The 17,982-nt window shown below is 36.8% G+C and carries 15 protein-coding genes; 5 read left to right on the top strand and 10 right to left on the bottom strand.

Annotation, left to right across the window (positions count from 1 at the left end; genetic code table 11):
- Window positions 1–6: 6 nt before the first annotated feature.
- The 7 genes from MKZ18_RS20510 to MKZ18_RS20480 form a co-directional block, all read right to left on the bottom strand.
- Window positions 7–342 (bottom strand): EamA family transporter, encoded by a 336-nt coding sequence (locus tag MKZ18_RS20510; RefSeq protein WP_224840091.1) that lies wholly within the window; start codon window positions 340–342, stop codon window positions 7–9.
- A complete protein-coding gene (locus tag MKZ18_RS20505; RefSeq protein WP_025910418.1) occupies window positions 332–673 on the bottom strand; it encodes an EamA family transporter in 342 nt (113 codons plus the stop codon). The genes MKZ18_RS20510 and MKZ18_RS20505 overlap by 11 nt, the downstream gene beginning before the upstream one ends.
- A complete protein-coding gene (locus tag MKZ18_RS20500) occupies window positions 670–2,376 on the bottom strand; it encodes a DUF6020 family protein (RefSeq protein ID WP_318757799.1) in 1,707 nt (568 codons plus the stop codon). Before MKZ18_RS20500 ends, MKZ18_RS20505 begins: the two co-directional genes overlap by 4 nt.
- 5 nt (window positions 2,377–2,381) lie before the next feature.
- Window positions 2,382–3,311: a glycosyltransferase family 2 protein gene (locus tag MKZ18_RS20495; protein WP_061785891.1), complete on the bottom strand. Its 930-nt coding sequence runs from the start codon at window positions 3,309–3,311 to the stop codon at window positions 2,382–2,384.
- A gap of 2 nt (window positions 3,312–3,313) precedes the next feature.
- Window positions 3,314–4,408: a glycosyltransferase gene (locus MKZ18_RS20490; RefSeq protein ID WP_035320951.1), complete on the bottom strand. Its 1,095-nt coding sequence runs from the start codon at window positions 4,406–4,408 to the stop codon at window positions 3,314–3,316.
- Between the two features lie 261 nt (window positions 4,409–4,669).
- Entirely contained in the window at window positions 4,670–5,458 is a 789-nt protein-coding gene (locus tag MKZ18_RS20485; RefSeq protein WP_061785892.1) for an endonuclease/exonuclease/phosphatase family protein, read from the bottom strand.
- A 2-nt stretch (window positions 5,459–5,460) separates the two neighbouring features.
- The gene (locus tag MKZ18_RS20480; protein WP_025910413.1) at window positions 5,461–7,098 is read right to left on the bottom strand and encodes a PTS transporter subunit IIBC; all 1,638 of its coding nucleotides are present in this window, start codon (window positions 7,096–7,098) and stop codon (window positions 5,461–5,463) included.
- A gap of 220 nt (window positions 7,099–7,318) precedes the next feature.
- On the opposite strand from MKZ18_RS20480, the gene pgmB reads away from it, so the two are divergent.
- Complete coding sequence (gene pgmB, locus MKZ18_RS20475) at window positions 7,319–7,984, top strand: beta-phosphoglucomutase (protein WP_119543843.1); 666 nt, start codon at window positions 7,319–7,321, stop codon at window positions 7,982–7,984.
- A 115-nt stretch (window positions 7,985–8,099) separates the two neighbouring features.
- Window positions 8,100–8,963 (top strand): Cof-type HAD-IIB family hydrolase, encoded by an 864-nt coding sequence (locus MKZ18_RS20470; protein WP_061785894.1) that lies wholly within the window; start codon window positions 8,100–8,102, stop codon window positions 8,961–8,963.
- A 21-nt stretch (window positions 8,964–8,984) separates the two neighbouring features.
- Here MKZ18_RS20470 and pdxK read toward each other — a convergent pair whose 3' ends face one another.
- The 3 genes from pdxK to MKZ18_RS20455 all read right to left on the bottom strand — a co-directional run bounded on the left by pdxK (window position 8,985) and on the right by MKZ18_RS20455 (window position 12,965).
- Window positions 8,985–9,809 carry a pyridoxine/pyridoxal/pyridoxamine kinase gene (pdxK, locus tag MKZ18_RS20465; RefSeq protein WP_061785895.1) on the bottom strand — a complete coding sequence of 275 codons (825 nt, stop codon included), beginning with the start codon at window positions 9,807–9,809 and terminating at the stop codon, window positions 8,985–8,987.
- 534 nt (window positions 9,810–10,343) lie between these two features.
- Window positions 10,344–11,477 (bottom strand): alanine dehydrogenase, encoded by a 1,134-nt coding sequence (ald, locus tag MKZ18_RS20460; RefSeq protein WP_061786190.1) that lies wholly within the window; start codon window positions 11,475–11,477, stop codon window positions 10,344–10,346.
- A gap of 240 nt (window positions 11,478–11,717) precedes the next feature.
- Window positions 11,718–12,965, bottom strand: coding sequence for a PucR family transcriptional regulator (locus MKZ18_RS20455; RefSeq protein WP_119543841.1), 1,248 nt, complete (start codon window positions 12,963–12,965; stop codon window positions 11,718–11,720).
- A gap of 229 nt (window positions 12,966–13,194) precedes the next feature.
- Between MKZ18_RS20455 and MKZ18_RS20450 the strand changes: the two genes are divergently transcribed.
- The 3 genes from MKZ18_RS20450 (at window position 13,195) to MKZ18_RS20440 (ending at window position 17,948) form a co-directional block, all read left to right on the top strand.
- On the top strand, window positions 13,195–14,604 hold the full coding sequence (locus MKZ18_RS20450; protein ID WP_025910296.1) for an alanine/glycine:cation symporter family protein: 1,410 nt from the start codon (window positions 13,195–13,197) through the stop codon (window positions 14,602–14,604).
- Between the two features lie 180 nt (window positions 14,605–14,784).
- Window positions 14,785–16,197, top strand: a complete 1,413-nt coding sequence (gene gndA, locus MKZ18_RS20445; protein WP_025910295.1) for an NADP-dependent phosphogluconate dehydrogenase — start codon at window positions 14,785–14,787, stop codon at window positions 16,195–16,197.
- Between the two features lie 173 nt (window positions 16,198–16,370).
- A complete protein-coding gene (locus MKZ18_RS20440; protein WP_272162960.1) occupies window positions 16,371–17,948 on the top strand; it encodes an IS1182 family transposase in 1,578 nt (525 codons plus the stop codon).
- Window positions 17,949–17,982: the final 34 nt, after the last annotated feature.

Below are 17,982 nucleotides of genomic sequence, written 5' to 3'. Positions count from 1 at the left end.
TGCTGTTTAGCTATTAGCAATAATAAAACAACCAATGATGATAAGAGCGCATCCAATCATTTGTTTGACGGTTACTTTTTCTTTTAACAAAAAGTAGCCAAACAATAGTGTCCATACATAGGTAATGGACGTTAACGGGAAGACAACAGAGTAAGGCAGCAAGGTTAAGACATATACGTTTAACAATGCTGATATTCCGTAAAATGAGCCCCCACCTATCAAGTAGATAATAGCCATTTTCGTGTTTTTAGCGCTTAAAGCCGTGGAGATCTGTTTGAAAAAGACAGCTCCAACTGAACCTAGAAGTGTCATAATAAGTAAAATCGGTATACTAATCATCATGGTCACCTACCAATAGTACCCCAACAATAATAACAGCTGTACCAATTAGTTTCGTAAAGCTAACAGCTTCATTTAATAAAAAGAAACCTAATGCAATACTGATGACATATCCTAAGCTTAAAAAAGGGTGAAGAAGTGAAACTCTTTCATATTTAAAGGCTAAAATCATAAAAATAGCTCCAAATCCGTAGAGTAAGAAGCCAATTATTAACATAATGTTGAATGAACCATTGGATAACTTCCAGAGAAGCTGCCCAATGGCTGTAAACATGGAGGCAATGATAATTAAAAATATGCCTAATTTTCTATTGTACTGTACGTTGTTTGTCAAAACTGACCCCTCTCTTCTTCACCTTTTCTAACAAAAGCTAATCCGACAAAGAAGAAGCTGACAAATACGCTTGCTAGTAAGTAGCGGAAGTCTTGTGCAGGTAACGCTGCTAAAACTGATAACGTATTTAATAGCCATGGAAATAAAACAATGGAAGACGTGATTCCTTTTCTCGCAATGAAGAAAAGAGAAAATAATAAGATAACACAGTGATAAAAAGCAGGCTTCCATAAGAAAAATAAAGAAGGGCTTTTAAAGAATTCCAAATATGCTTTTGCTGTGTTTGTAATCAACGGTGAAACCACGGTATTTTCAAGTCCAAATTTATTTCCGTAGTATACGTTGGTTACATACGTGTCGGTATATCCATCTTCAAATGACGTTGTTTGCCATACCAGTGCCGTTTGTTTTAGAAATCCTTCCATTGCTAGATATGGATTCTTGATAACAATGCTCATGTAATTTTTAAAATATAAACCAAGGTCTTGAAAAATAAACTCCCGGTCGTAATATTCCCACGTGAATTTAATTGGGTCACTTTTATATGGATTATATTTTTCTTTCCAAAGTTCAATCGGGAGAACGTTGTTAAAGTATTCACGCTCAGATTTAGACATCTCTCCATCATTGACAATAATGTTGGCAATTTGTTGTGTCGGAATCGATAACGCTTCATTAGGATCAGAAGGTTTAACATCTAACCAGTTGAACACAGGGCCTGTGATAATTCGTTGTAAAATAAAAATCACTAAAAATAGCGGAACCAAGCGTTTCCAATACTTTCTAAACAATACGATTAAACATAAAAATGTAATAACGAACACAGGGAATCCATTATGTCTAAAAAAGGCTACACCAAAAGATGATAAAAGAAGCATAAAGATTCCATATTTAGACTGAATAAATGCTCCGTTTGATAAATATACTCTCGCAATATTTACCGTAAAAAATAGCAAAAAGGCGCTGTATAGGATATCTTTCCAGATAACAATGGAAAAGATTAAAAAACTCGGTATTAATAATACGAGTAATGTTAGAATTCCTAAAACAATAGGTGGAACTTGCTTTTTAATAAGAAAGTGAAACGTGTATAAATAAATACTAGACACGACTAAGATTTGAACAATCGTAATCATTCCAGGGTGATCCCATATTTGAGTTAGTATCATAATTAACCAAGTGATCATAATCGGGTGCCAGTCATTAAATTCACGAGTATGTGCTTGTTCCCACTGAGCCAGAGAATCGGGCGTCATTCCACCTGGGAAAAAGGCTAACCAATAAAAGGCGCTCATAGCTAAAATACAAATGCCAATAATCCATTTATATTTGTTTGGATAATCAACAGACGAATCTGGATTAAAATGTGCTTTAAAGGTTGTTGCACAAGCAATTACAAACCCTAATGCAATCACCCATCTTCCAAGAATATAAAGAATAAAGTCGAAGATAGTGGATGCTGTCATATGCAAGTTACTTAGTAAAGAAAACTGTATGATGAAGCTGACTGCTATGATCAGGAGCCATTGTATTGATGTAAATGAAGCATAAGCTCTATTTTTATAAATAAAAATAGAGCTTATGCCTACTAATACTAACAACATAAAAACAGAAGAAAAACTTACTCTGTCAGGGGCTCCAATAAAAATACCTATCAATGCAAAAGCAGTCGCTATTAAATAAAGAATAGGTTTTTTATTCACGGTAATTACTCCCTTATTTGTTCAATCTTCTTATTTAATTCTAGTTCATATTGTTTGCGGTTTAACGATGCAATTGTATCTAGGATAAGTCCAGAAACAAACGATAATACACCAAGCAGAATTAAGCCCGTTGCTAGGATTGATGAAGGGACTTTTGTAATAAAGCCTGTTTTGAAAAATTCATAAATAACAGGTGTTCCTACCGCTAATCCAGCAACTAAGAATAATAAAGTCCAAAGTGAGAAGAACTGTAACGGCTTGTACTCCTTGAATAGAGTAAAAATCATTTTAAGTACTTTATAACCATCAGAGAAGGTGTTTAGCTTTGACTCACTACCCTCTGGACGATCTCGATAATCAATAGGAATCTCTTTCAAACGGAAGCGTTTGTCCAAAGCATGTAAACTCATTTCTGTCTCAATTTCAAATCCAGGGCTCATGACAGGGATTGATTTTACAAATAGCCTGTCGTAAGCTCGGTATCCTGTCATGATATCGGTAATGTTACTTTTATATAGCTTATTAATTAATGAACGAACTAGGTTGTTTCCAAAGTTATGGAATGGACGTTTATTTTCTTCAAAATACGTACCGTTTGAAAGACGATCACCAATAGTCATATTTGCTTCTTTGTTTCTAATAGGTTCAATAAGCTGGTGAACAAACTCAGCTGGGTACGTGTCATCACCATCAACCATTACATAACAATCAGCGTCTATATCTTGGAACATTGATCGAACAACGTTTCCTTTTCCTTGCTTTAATTCTTTTTTAACAATAGCTCCATGAGCTAATGCAATTTCACTTGTTTTGTCTTTAGAATTGTTATCATAGACGTAAATATCAGCTTCGGGTAACTCTTGCTTAAAGTCATCAATTACTTTTCCAATTGTTACTTCTTCGTTGTAACAAGGAATTAAAACTGCGATTTTCATTCTTACACCTCATTAAAGAAAATTGTTGGTAGTTGCTGAGAAATCTCATCTACACTGTATAACTTAGCTGTTTTCACAGCTTGTGATGACATGTTTTCCTTCTGTTCCGCAGATGATTCCATAAAAAGGCGCAATTTCTCCTTCAGCTCTCCTGCCTGACCAGGTTCAAAGAAAAGGCCATTTTGACCATCAATAATGTAATCTTTGAGTCCACCGATACGGCTACCGATTACAGGAGCTCCACAGGCCATGGCTTCTAATCCTACTAGACCTAAGCTTTCTCCTTTACGGATTGTTGGAAAGACAAATGCGTCGATTACATTATAGACATAGGCTAAAGAGGATTGTGGGAGCAAAGGAAAGTGAATGATTTTATCTGCTAAATTCAACTCTTGAACCATCTGTTTAAACTTTGGCTCGTCCTTTCCACTACCAACATAAATGTATTTATAATCCGTAAGGCTTTCAGCTTCTAACTGCGCGATGGCTTGTAAATAAAACTCCCATCCTTTACCGACATCAATGCGACTTACACAGCCAATATAACGTTGCTTTGGATTTAAATTCAACTCTTTATAAGCCTCTTCTTTAGTAGAAAATGAATAAAACAATTTAAAATTAACGCCTCCGCTAGGAAAGATATAAATAGGCGTTGTCACTCCATACTTCTCTTGAACTAGTTCTTTATAGTAAGGAGATGGAGTAATAATTTTATGTGAACGATGCAACAGTTCTTTTACCCGTGGCTGAAACTTTTCTTGTGAAGGGACTTCGGGAACGACATCTGAACCGTGAACGTTTGTTACAATCTTCACACGTTTATTTAACTTCTTTAAAATAAGCAAGGGTAGAGCATTGTGAGAAGCATAATGCACATAAAGGTAGTCATACTTTTTTGTTAAGCCACTTGCTATTATTTTTAAATAATGCGAAGCATATCCAACTAGCTTTCCGAGTTTGCCTGTTCGTTTTGTCATGACAGCTTTGTCTACTGAAACACCATTATCAAGTAATATCTGCTCAGTATTTTTCACAAAGACACCATAGCTTGGAAAATCTTTAGATGGATACATATTAGAAATGAGCAAAATTTTCATTTTGATTCTGCACCTATCTTCTTTGATTTTAGTATTTTCGCTATGTTGACACATGAATTAAATGTTAGATAAGTAAATAAAAGGAATATTAATTCTTGTATTAACAACAACACATTATAGCATATTTACATTTTTAAATGTCAAAGTATTATACAATCAACAAAGATTTAATAAAGCTTTATATTATTATCATGTGCATTTACTATCATTCCATGTGAAAAGCTGTTGAAGTCTAGGCTTCAACAGCTTTGTTTAACGTGATTATGTTAATGCTACTTCTACGCCAAAATGGTCGGAAACAACAGGTTTATTAGTACCATTAAAGATGACGTGGGATTTAGCTATCTTATAAGGGTCACTTGTTAAGATTAAATCAATACGAAGCTTTTCTTTGTTTTCATCCCATCCAGCAATTTTACCTTGGACCGTAATTCCTTCATCTTTTTCAAGAGCAAGGTCATAGGTGTCGTATAAAGGGTGCTTTTTCATATAGTCATATCCTTCATTTCGAATAAAGGCATTGTTGTTAAAGTCACCTAATAAGAAAAATGGATGATCTTTTTTTATGGAAGTCCATAGAGAGTCAAACTGGTCTTTAAACGGTTCTTTATCATCTTCCCACCAACCTAGATGACAAGAGTAAAATGATAGCAGTTCGTCGTTATAAGAAATTGTTGCTCCAACAACTCTTCTTGTTTTCCAGTCGTTTACGTCAGATGTTCTTGAAATGAAGAAAGAGTGCTCTTCAACAACAGGGTGCTTTGTTAAGATAGCCAAGCCTTCCTCGTAAACTTCATACCCGATGTGAGCCATGTCCCATACAAGCTCATAATCGTGAACACCTAGCTTTTTCAATTCTTGTAACAGAACATATCCATAATTATCAGATTTAATATGCTTATTCACATAAGGAGCCTCCATATGCTGGCTAACTTCTTGTAGAGCAATTACATCATAATCTTTCTCTTTAATTACAGAAGCTAGACAAGAAATCTTGTCTAGCTGGTTTTCTTCTTGCCAAGAATGGCAGTTTAAAGTGAGTAATTTCATCTTCACGCTCCTAGTAAGTCTTGAATATCAGATTTAAGAACATCAGCTTTTGGACCATAAATAGCTTGAACACCTTTATCTTTTACGATTAAGCCTAGAGCTCCGTTTTGTTTCCATTCCGCCTCAGTAGCCACGGAGCTAGTATCTTTTACTGTTACACGAAGGCGAGTCATACAAGCGTCAACATCTTCAATGTTTTGTTGACCACCTAACAATTCAATAATAACAGGTGCTAGAGAATCATTTTTTACGTTTGAAGTACCGCTAGTTGAAGCTTCATCTTCGATATAGTTTCCGTTACGTCCCGGAGTAGGGAAGTTGAAACGTTTAATCATAAAGTTTGCTACTGCAAAGTTTAATCCGAAGAATACAAGACACGCAATAATAAAGTTTACTAAATCTAACCATAATCCTGCTTTAACAATCATTGGCGTACGTGTAATCAATTCGATAACACCGAATGCGTGAACGCGGACATCAATAATATCAACAATGGCAAAGGCCATACCTGTCATGATTGCGTATACAACATAAAGAACTGGAGCAGCAAACATGAACATGAATTCGATTGGCTCTGTAACACCAGTTAGGAATACAGCTAGCGCAGCAGAGAAGAACATTGATTTATACTTTCTGCGTTTATCTGCATCAACGTTGCGGTACATTGCAAAAGCAATACCGATTAACGCAGCACAAGATAGAATCATTTGACCAACTTTAAAGCGAGCTGGCGTTACTTCATTTAACAATTGTTGATAGCTAGCTGTGTCACCAGCTGCTAGGAAGTTATTTAAGTCAGCAATCCAAGCTAACCATAATGGATCTTGACCAGCTACTGTTGAGCCAGCACCAGAACCTGTTAAAATTTGATACGTTCCACCAAGTTCAGTATAGTTGATTGGAACCGTTAACATATGATGTAAACCGAAAGGTAATAATAGACGTTCTAATGCACCAAAAATAAATGGAGCCAAGATTGGTGCTGTGTCACGAGATGTTGCAATCCACTGACCAAAGCTGTTTAAAGCACCTTGGATGAATGGCCATACAATCGATAAAATAATTGCTGTAACAATTGATCCACCAATAACAACAAAAGGTACAAAGCGTTTACCGTTAAAGAATGATAAAGCTTCAGGTAATTTATCGTAGTTGTAATACTTGTTAAATAAGTTGGCTCCAAGGAAACCGGCAATGATACCAACGAATACGCCCATGTTTAAAGCAGGAGCACCTAAAATTGATGTGAAGTAATCTTTTACAACAAGTTCTTGTCCGAATAGAGACGTAATTTTTGCTTCAGGATCTGCTAGCATATCGGCGTTAACCCCGAAGATTGCACCAGTAATACGGTTAATCAACACAAAAGCGATTAGTGCAGCGAATGCTCCACCCGCACGTTCTTTTGCCCAAGATCCTCCAATCGCTACCGCAAACAAGATATGGAGGTTTGTAATAATACCCCAACCTATATCTTCCATCACTCGGGCAATCGTTTGCACAAGTGCCATTTCTCCACCAGTCATACCAACTAGCTTTCCAAGTGAAATCATAATACCTGCAGCTGGCATAACAGCTACAACAACCAGTAAGGCTTTACCAAACTTCTGCCAAAAATCAAATGAAAAGAATTTCTTCATGACTATTTCCCCTCCCCGTTGTATGGGCTTTCAATATGTTGTGTGCGTTTACAGTTATTTTATAGCTGAAACGAATATAAATAGTGCAACCGTTTGCATAAATTTATTTTAATAAAAAGGCTTTCATAATGCAATACTTTTTTGAAAAATAAAAGTAGGAAATTTATTTCAATAATCGATATGATAAAAAGAATAGATAGTTGAAGAGGAGAGATTTCATATGCAGGCACAGTTTGAAGCGCTTATTTTTGACTTAGATGGTGTAATTGTTGATACAATAAACCTATACTACCAAGCAAATAAAATGATTGCTGATGAAACAGGTGTTCATTTTACACACGATTGGAATCAACAAATCCAGGGAATTAGCCGCTATGAGACAGTTAAGCAAATTGTAAGACAAAGTGACAAATTTTATTCTGAAGAAGAGATGCATGCATTAGCGGAAAAGAAAAACCGTCATTATCAAGTGTTAATTGAAACGTTAGATGAAAAGGCCATCTTACCAGGCATTTTTCAGTTGATAAAAGAAGCAAAAGCAGCTGAGACCAAGCTTGCAATCGCTTCTTCTAGTTCAAACGCGATGCATGTATTAGAAAAAATCGGTTTGCAGTCTTATTTTGATAAGGTTGTAACTAGTAGAGACGTAACGCGTGGGAAGCCAGATCCAGAAATTTTTTTAACAGCAGCAAAAGCGATAGGTACCCACCCTAAAAACTGTGTTGCGATTGAGGATGGAATTGCAGGCTTAACCGCGATTAAACAAACGGATATGTTTTCCATAGGAGTAGGATTACATGAAGGAATGGAACAAGCAGATTGGCAAGTAGCTTCTACTCATGAACTAACGTTTAAGAGCGTGAACAAGAAGTTTGTAAACCGTTAATTGGCTGAATGTAACGTCGTCTATACAAATACTTATTATATTGTTTACATAGAAGTCAAAGACTACGTAATAAAACATGTTAACCTAAAAATAAAAAACAGCAGGGGGACTCAGAATGATTAAATGCGTTGCAACTGACATGGATGGAACATTAGTAAATAGCGAACAAAAAATTAGTGTAGAGAACAGCAAAGCAATTAAAGCTGCACAGCGTGAAGGTGTAGAAGTTATTGTGGCGACTGGACGCTCTTATGAAGAAGCTGCTTTTTTACTAAAAGAAGCTGGCATTGAGACGTTTCTTATTTGTACAAATGGAGCAGAGGTAAGAAATAAAAAAGGTGAGAAGTTAGAAGCGTTTGGAATGTCTCTGGATAAAATTAAAGCTGTTGAAGAGGTTTTTAATAAGCATGAGCTGTACTTTGAGGTGTATACAAGTGATGGAACATACTCAAATGACTATGATAAAGCACTTTCTGTTGTAATGGATATTTATATGAGTGCTAGCTTAAAAAATCAATACGATGAGTTATTAAAAGCAGCTAAAAAGCGATTTGAAGAAGGAAAAGTAAAGTTAATTGAAGAGTATGAGCCACTCTTTCAGGATTCAAATATATTGATTTATAAAATGTTGGCTTTCTCATTCGATGATGAGAAGCTAAATCGTGCGCGTGAAGAGTTAAAAGCTTTTCATGGAATTGCTGTAAGCTCTTCAGGTAAAGAAAATATTGAAGTGAATAGTGAAGAAGCTCAAAAAGGAATTGCATTAGAAAAGTTCGTCAAAAGCCGAGGTATCTCCTTACAAGAAACAATGGCAATTGGTGATAATTATAATGACCTTTCGATGTTTCATAAAGCAGGAAGAGCCGTTGCAATGGGCAATGCACCGGATGAAATAAAGCGTCATGCTCATGTCGTAACAAAAACGAATGATGAACATGGTGTAGCGGAAGCTATTGAGAGTATCTTTAAGCCAGTATAAAAAGCACGCTTGCGCGTGCTTTTAATTTGTTATTAACACATTTTTACGACGATAAGCACCGTGGTTTGTTGGACCTACGTATTGGTTTAATGGGAAAGAATGGCGAATTGCTTCAGTAATAAACTCTTTAGCTGTATAAATAGCTGATTTTACATCATTACCTTTGGCTAATTGTGCTGTAATCGCTGCAGAGTATGTGCAGCCAGCCCCATGAGTGAAAGTCGTTTGGATTAGTTCAGATTCTAACAGTTCAAATGTTTGGCCGTCATATAGAACGTCTACAGCCTTATCGTGATTTAGTTTACTTCCGCCTTTAACTAATACAAACTGTGCACCTAGTTCATGGATTTTTTTCGCAGCTTCTTTCATTTCATCAATTGTTTTAATAGCTCCAATGCCGCTTAGTTGTCCTGCTTCAAACAAGTTTGGAGTAACAACCGTTGCTCTTGGCACTAATACATCGCGTAGACTAACTGCTGTTTCTGGGTGTAATACTTCATCTTCCCCTTTACACACCATAACAGGATCAATTACTACATTTTTAAGAGCGTGCTCATCAATTACTTTTGCTGCTAGCTCAATAATTTCAACTGAGCCCAGCATGCCTGTTTTAAGAGCCTGCACACCTACGCCTTTTACAATGGTATCTAACTGTTTGGCAACAGTTGATGTTTCTTGTGGAAAAACATTGTGTGACCAGCCGTTTTCTGGATCCATTGTAACAATTGTAGTAAGAGCGGTCATGCCATAAACACCTAACTCTTGAAATGTTTTTAAATCGGCTTGAATACCTGCACCACCACTAGTATCTGAGCCAGCAATTGTTAGTACTTTATTCATACTCATGGAAAATCTCCCTTCAATCTAAGCTATTTATTTTCTTCTATTCTAGCGCTTTTATAGTAGAGATTCAATTTACAAAATTAAACTTTTTAGAATTAACAATAACTATTCAATGAGAGGTAATAATATTTTACTAATATATAATTCAAAAGGGAGGAATAGGAGGGTGAGAGATGATGGATGTTTTCTTTGAATAATTTGTTATAAACAACAAGAGTTTGGGACATAACAAAATGATTGCTTCTAAAAGACGAACACTAGCTGTTCCCATCTCTTTGATTTGTCTCAACACGTTCGTTCCATTGCGCTACGGTCACTCGCTTTCCGCGGGGAGGAACCTGAGCTTCCTCGCTGCGCTGCGGGATCTCCGTTTTCCCTCTCTTTCCCGCAGGAGTCGAGTGTCCTACGCTCCATTCCACCCCGTTTCCAACATTGTTTTCACAGTCAACAAAAAACCTGAACGATTAAAAGTTATGAACTCTCAATCGTTCAGGTATAGTAGAGGCTGAACTACTTATGTCTCAGTCTCTTGATTTATTAAATAGAAGTTAATTCTTTGTTTAAAGCAACTTCAACCGGTACATAATCATAGCCTAGGTCGCGTGCAACTGCTTCATACGTAATTGCGCCATTTGCTACGTTTACACCTAATTTAAGTGCTGGGTTTTCTTGAATTGCTTTATAAGCACCTTTAGATGCAATTTGTAAAGCGTATGGTACAGTTACGTTTGTAAGAGCAATTGTAGATGTACGAGGTACTGCACCTGGCATATTTGCAACAGCATAGTGAACTACACCGTGCTTTTCGTACGTTGGTTGATCGTGAGTAGTGATATGATCAACTGTTTCAACAATACCACCTTGGTCAATTGCTACGTCAACAATAACAGATCCTGGTTTCATTGATTGTACCATTTCTTCTGTTACAAGCTTAGGTGCTTTTGCACCTGGGATTAACACAGCGCCAATCAATAAGTCTGCTTGAGCAACAGCATCAGCGATGTTATAAGGGTTTGAAACCAGCGTATTGATTTGGTTTCCGAAAATGTCGTCTAATTGACGAAGGCGTTCAGGGCTTAGGTCAATAATTGTTACATCTGCACCAAGTCCGATTGCTAACTTAGCAGCATTTGTTCCAACAACACCGCCACCAATAATTGTTACTTTTCCGCGGCTTACTCCAGGTACGCCAGCCAATAGAATTCCTTTACCGCCGTTTGATTTTTGTAAGAATTGAGCACCGATTTGAGAAGCCATGCGTCCCGCTACTTCACTCATTGGTGTTAATAATGGCAACGTTCTGTTTACTGCAACTGTTTCATATGCGATAGCCGTGACACCTTTATCTTTAAGCGCTTGTGCTAAAGCAGGTTCTGCAGCTAAGTGTAAATAAGTAAATAAAATTAAACCTGGGCGGAAATAATCATATTCGCTAGGTAGAGGCTCTTTTACTTTCATGACCATTTCAGCTTGAGCCCAAACGTCAGCAGCTAATTCAACAATTTCTGCTCCAGCTTTCATGTAGTCTTCATTCGTAAATCCACTTCCGATTCCTGCTTCTGCTTCTACTAAGACACGATGACCTGTACCAACAAATGATGCTACTCCTGCAGGCGTAATCGCTACACGGTTTTCGTTGTTTTTAATTTCTTTTGGTACACCAATAATCATAATATGTTTCCTCCCTTAAAATAGACGAAATCTTATTTCTAGCTACAGTATATAAAAAACTTCTTTCTTTTTCTTTGTCAGGAAAAAAGAAATCAATCGTATTATTTTGTGAAAACACACAAATGGAAGCGTTTACTATTTTGATTTTTCTGATTATTTGTTAGTTGTTCTGACATAGGTTGGGTCTTTTGGTCTATCAATAAGCAAAGAGCCATCCTATATGCAGAATGGCTCTTTTACTTAATTTGATGGGTTATTTTTATATTTTTGTAATTTAATATCTAAATAAAGCGTAATTTTTTGGTTTGTATCTTTTAAGTTAATATCACCAATCTCTGAAATACGCTTTAAACGGTAACTTAAAGTATTAATGTGAACGTTTAAAACTTTAGCAGCATCGTTAATGTTGTTGTCTGAATCTAAAAATACTTCGAGTGTTTCCACTAAGGTACTATTGTGGCGCAAATCATACTCGTTTAATTTAGCTAATGAGTAATTTTCAAAGTGATCTTGCGTTCTTTTCTCTAGCAGTACATCTAAAAATTGATAGATCCCTAATTCTTGATAGCCTGCGATGTGGGCCGTTTCTTTCGGGAACTTTCTCTTAATGTTCAATACGTTTAGTGCTTCATTGTAACTTTTGGCGATATGATCATAAGAAGAATACATGCTGCTAAAGCTAGCTTCAATTTGCTCAATTGAGAACCTTTCTTTCATTGTATCTTTAAAGAATGTTACAAAATCATGCTGATCTTTTAATGGAGTTAAAATTGAATCCAAAGAAAGGAACAGAATAAGATCATTGCAATCAATTGTATATAGAATAATTTTCAAACGATGCATGGTTTTTAGTAAATAAGAAATTTGGCGTTCAGCTTCTGGCATAATATCTTCCTGAAATCGAAATACTGCAATTGAAAAAGACGTGGGTGGAGTAATTTGCGCATCATAAAAAGCTTGCGTGATATCCTCTTTTGACTCCATATGTCCTGTGAGCAGCTTCCAAAAAAACTCTTGTGAACGTTCTTCGCGCTTATATTTACGAATTTGAAGTTGAAGTAATTTATTGCGAAGTACGGTAGCAGCTTTTTTTAATAGAAGTAACTCTTCTTCATTTAAGGTTTTATCGACTTCTACAGCCCAAATAAAACCTAATACTTCGTCGTTTTTCCAAATTGAAATAGCTACACGATTCCCTAGTCCAATTTCATTGATATTTTCAACGCGAATAGGGTCATCCGTTTTTAATAATTGAGGAATAATACCTTCTTTCCACAAGTTATTAATTACTTTCTCGGGTACGCGTCGACCGATAATCGTTGCGATACGCGCCTGATCTGTCCGCTCGTCATGCGTACTATATGCCAAAAGACGGTGGTTCGAATCTTCAATAGTAATTGGGCATTGTAAAACTTCACTAATACGGTCTGCAAACTCTTCAAGTGTGTCAAAGTTTTCCTTAAATGGATCTCGAATCGGTTTGTTCATATTAAATCCCTCTTTAATAAAAATAATTACATATTGATTTATCATAAATCTTTTGATAATCTTTTGACTATTGATTAAAAACATTTTGTGAAAATAGACAAAAACAAACTATCCTTTTTAATGATTTTAACAAAAAAACTTGTCTGAGAAAATGTTAAAATTATATCAGGGAATCATTTATTAGAGCTTATTTAGAATGTAAGCGCTAACAGATGGGGAGGAAGCATCAATGGACATTCTAGATATTTTAGGGAAAATCAATGGAATTCTTTGGGGAACACCGAGCTTAATTCTTTTATTTGGGACAGGCTTATTTTTAACCTTTGCATTAAGGGGTTTACAGTTCCGTAAGTTGATGTATGCGTTCAAATTAGGATTTACAAAAGAAAAAGAAGAAGATGCAAAAGCTGAAGGTGATGTAAGTAATTTTAAAGCCTTGATGACAGCTTTGGCTGCAACAATTGGTAACGGTAATATCGCTGGTGTAGCCACGGCTATCACGTTAGGTGGCCCAGGGGCAATCTTCTGGATGTGGATTGTAGGTTTACTGGGTATGGCTACAAAGTACGCTGAAGCATTATTAGCAATGAAATTCCGTGTGAAAAATGATAAAGGTGAGTACTCAGGCGGTCCGATGTACTATGTGGAAAAAGGGCTGGGACCGAAATTTAAAATTTTGGCTATCGCATTTGCTCTTTTTGGAGCCTTTGCAGCATTAGGTATTGGAAACAGCGTTCAGTCTAATACCATTGCAAGCGTTGTAGATGAAAGCTTTGGTATTAGTGGAATTGTGACGGGAATCGTATTAGCGGTTTTAACAACTCTGATCATCTTTGGTGGTATTCAACGCATTAGTACCGTAGCAGGGTTTTTTGTACCGATGATGGCTTTACTATACATTGCAGGGTCATTATTAATTATTTTCTTAAACGTTGATAAAATTATTCCATCATTTGCATTGATTTTCGAATATGCATTTTCACCAGTAGCTGCAACAAGTGGATTTGTTGGTATCGCGGTTTCTGAAGCAATTCGTAGTGGGGTATCACGTGGAATCTTCTCAAATGAAGCCGGTTTAGGAACAGCAGCTTTAATTGCAGGAAATGCTCGGTCGGATCATCCGGTTAAACAAGCCCTTGTAGCGATGACGGGTACATTCATTGTCACCATCATCGTTTGTACGATGACGGGGTTAGTACTAATTATTACAGGCTTCTGGGATCCAACAGGAGGTGCTATCTCTGGTGTGGCGCATAATGCCAACTTAGATGGCGGAGCTTTAACTTCAGCAGCCTTTGCGTCGTCCTTAGGTCAAATTGGTGAATATATTGTTGCATTTTCTGTTATTTTTTTCGGATTCTCAACAATTGTAGGTTGGTATGTATACGGAGAAAAATGTTTTGAATATTTATTTGGTACGAAAGCAACAGGTCTTTATCGTACAATTTATGTAGCGGCTTGTGGCCTTGGAGCAGTAGCAAACTTAACGGTTGTTTGGGCGTTTGCAGATATGGCAAATGCGCTGATGATGATTCCAAACTTAATTGCTCTTGTGTTGTTATATAAGGTTGTTGTTCATGAAACAAACGATTATTTTGAAAATCATTACAAAGTAGCAACAATGAAAAAAGCAAGCTAATATTAAAAAGCGTCTGCATAAGCAGGCGCTTTCGTTTTTTTTTTAATACAACCATGGTACTATACAAATATGTATAATAGATGATATGAAGGTTACTGCATTCTAGCTTGAATGTTTTTATGTGGTTCAGTTAAGATTAAAGTGACTAATTCATATTAAAAAACGAAGGGAAGAGAGAACATGACAAAGCAGCAAATTGGTGTTATTGGCTTAGCGGTTATGGGGAAAAACCTTGCGCTAAACATTGAAAGCAGAGGCTATTCAGTATCTGTTTACAACCGCTCACCGGAAAAAACAGAAGAGTTTTTAAAATCCGAGGCAGAAGGTAAAAACTTTGTTGGTACATACAGTGTCGAAGAGTTTGTTAATTCTCTTGAAAAACCACGTAAAATCTTATTAATGGTTAAAGCTGGTGCAGCAACAGATGCAACAATTGATTCATTAAAACCATACCTTGAAAAAGGTGATATTTTAATTGACGGTGGTAACACATTCTTCCAAGATACAATTCGTCGAAATAAAGAATTAGAAGAGCTTGGTATTAACTTTGTTGGTACAGGCGTTTCAGGTGGAGAAGAAGGTGCGCTAAAAGGTCCTTCAATCATGCCTGGTGGTCAAAAAGAAGCTTACGAGTTAGTAGAGCCAATCTTAAAGTCTATCTCTGCTAAAGTAAACGGAGATGACTGCTGCACATACATCGGACCAAATGGTGCGGGTCACTATGTAAAAATGGTTCATAACGGAATTGAATATGGTGATATGCAACTGATTTCTGAAGCGTATTTCATTATGAAAAACGTTTTAGGTTTAGAAGCAGATGAATTACATGAGGTATTTGCTGAGTGGAATAAAGGAGAGCTAGATAGCTATCTTATCGAAATTACAGCTGATATCTTTACAAAAAAAGACGACGAAACAGGCAAGCCGCTTGTTGATGTGATCTTAGATACAGCAGGACAAAAAGGTACTGGTAAATGGACAAGCCAAAGCTCATTAGACTTAGGTGTGCCTCTACCAATCATCACAGAATCTGTATTTGCTCGTTTTATTTCAGCAATGAAAGAAGAGCGTGTAAAAGCAAGTAAAGTATTAAGTGGTCCAGAAGCAACTTCTTACGAAGGCGATAAAACAGAACTAATCGAAGCAATTCGAAAAGCGCTATATATGAGTAAAATTTGTTCATACGCACAAGGATTCGCTCAAATGAAAGCTGCGTCTGAAGAGTATGATTGGAATTTACAATATGGGGATATTGCGATGATCTTCCGCGGTGGTTGTATCATTCGTGCACAATTCCTACAAAAAATTAAAGAAGCATACGATCGTGATGCAGACTTAACAAACCTATTGTTAGACCCATACTTCAAAGACATCGTAGAAGGATATCAATCTGCGCTTCGTGAAGTTATTTCAATCGCGGTTAAGCAAGGTATTCCAGTGCCAAGTTTCTCAAGCGCGTTAGCTTACTATGACAGCTACCGTACAGAAACACTGCCAGCAAACCTTTTACAAGCGCAACGCGACTACTTTGGAGCTCATACGTACCAACGTATTGATAAAGAAGGCGTATTCCACACTGAGTGGTTAAAATAAGAAGAATAAATAAGAAAGAGGCTGGGACAAAACCCTCCTCTGAACCGAAAAAGCCGGTGAAATTTTACGACGAGTAAAATTTCACCGGCTTTGTTTATTTTTACATTAAAATAAGGACCACTTCTGATAAAATAAAGTTACCATACAAAATCTTATCGGAAAGAAGGGTCCTTATGTTTAAAGATTATAACATGAATCAAGTGGTTTTGCCTTTAGAATTAGAAATAAAATTGCAAGAAAATGATATTGCCTTCGCCGTTCACCATCTCGTTGAACATATTCCAGATGAAGCCTTTGCCGGCTTCTTACAGAAAACGGGGTGTCCTGCTTACCATCCACGCATGATGATGAAAATCATTTTATGTGCCTACACACAGTCAGTTTTTTCAGGAAGAAAAATTGAAGCGCTTCTCAAAGATAGTATACGTATGATGTGGCTAGCTCAAGGTTACGAACCGAGCTATCGGACAATCAATCGATTTCGTGTTCACCCAGAAGTTCAAGTGCTTCTTCGTGAGTGCTTTGTCCAGTTTCGATGTCAGCTTATTCAAGAGAACGAGATTGATAATGAAGCAATCTTCATTGATGGAACGAAGATTGAAGCAAATGCCAATAAGTTCACATTTGTCTGGCGCAAATCAATCGAAAAGTATAGTGCGAGCCTCTTGGAGAAATCAACCCAGCTGTATGACGAACTAGTAGAAAGAGAAATTATTCCACAGATCGAACGAGAAAGTTCGGACGAACTTTCTGTTGAAGAATTATCTCTAATCACTAAAAAATTAGAAGAAAAGGTTGAAGAGTTGACAAAAGAAATTGAAGCAAGTGAAGATGCCGATGAACGAAAACAACTGCGATCAAGCAGAAAAGAACCGAAGAAAGCGTATAAGCAATTTCAAGACTTTGTGAAACGTAAGTTAAAGTATGAAAAAGACATGGAGATTTTTAACGAACGGAATAGTTATTCAAAAACAGATCATGATGCCACGTTTATGCGTATGAAGGATGACTACATGAAGAATGGCCAACTGAAGGCGGGGTATAATGTGCAAATTGCGACAGAAGGTCAATATACACTTGCTTACGATGTCTTTTCAAATCCAACGGACACACGAACACTTTGTCCGTTTCTTGACGCAATTGAACATCACTACTTCGAACTCCCAGACTATATTGTCGCAGATGCGGGATATGGAAGTGAAGAGAATTACCTCGATGTGCAGAACAGAAAGCGTACGCCTCTTATCACATATAGTATGTATCGAAAAGAGAAGAAAAAACGCGTTAAGAATGACCCATTTCAGACAGCGAATTGGGATTATCATGAAGAAGATGATTCCTTTACTTGTCCCAACGGGAATAAGTTGACGTTTCGTTACAAATCGCATCGCACAGACCGTTACGGATTTACAAGGTTATTCAATGTGTACGAATGTGAAGACTGTTCAGGTTGTCCTTTTCGTTCACAATGTACGAAGGCGAAGGAAGGAAAGAACCGAAGAATCCATTATAACGAAAAGTGGGAACAACAAAAGAAAAGCATTCAACAGCTGCTTTCAGAAGAAAAAACGGGTAAAATCTACGGAAAACGTAAGATTGACGTAGAACCAGTTTTTGGATATCTGAAGGCTAATTTGCGTTTCACTCGAATGTCCGTAAGAGGCAAAGAGAACGTGAAAAACGAATTAGGGTTTGCGTTCATGGCGGTGAATGTACGAAAGTACATCGCCTCCAGCGTAAAATGTGCATAGACCAATCAAACAGATCAACAAAAAAGGGTTCTCA

Origin of the sequence: Priestia sp. FSL W8-0001 (genome assembly GCF_038050335.1) — a bacterium.
In the GTDB taxonomy this organism is placed as follows: domain Bacteria; phylum Bacillota; class Bacilli; order Bacillales; family Bacillaceae_H; genus Priestia; species Priestia flexa.
Note: the sequence above shows the minus strand (reverse complement) of the source record. Positions and strands in the feature narration are given on the sequence as shown.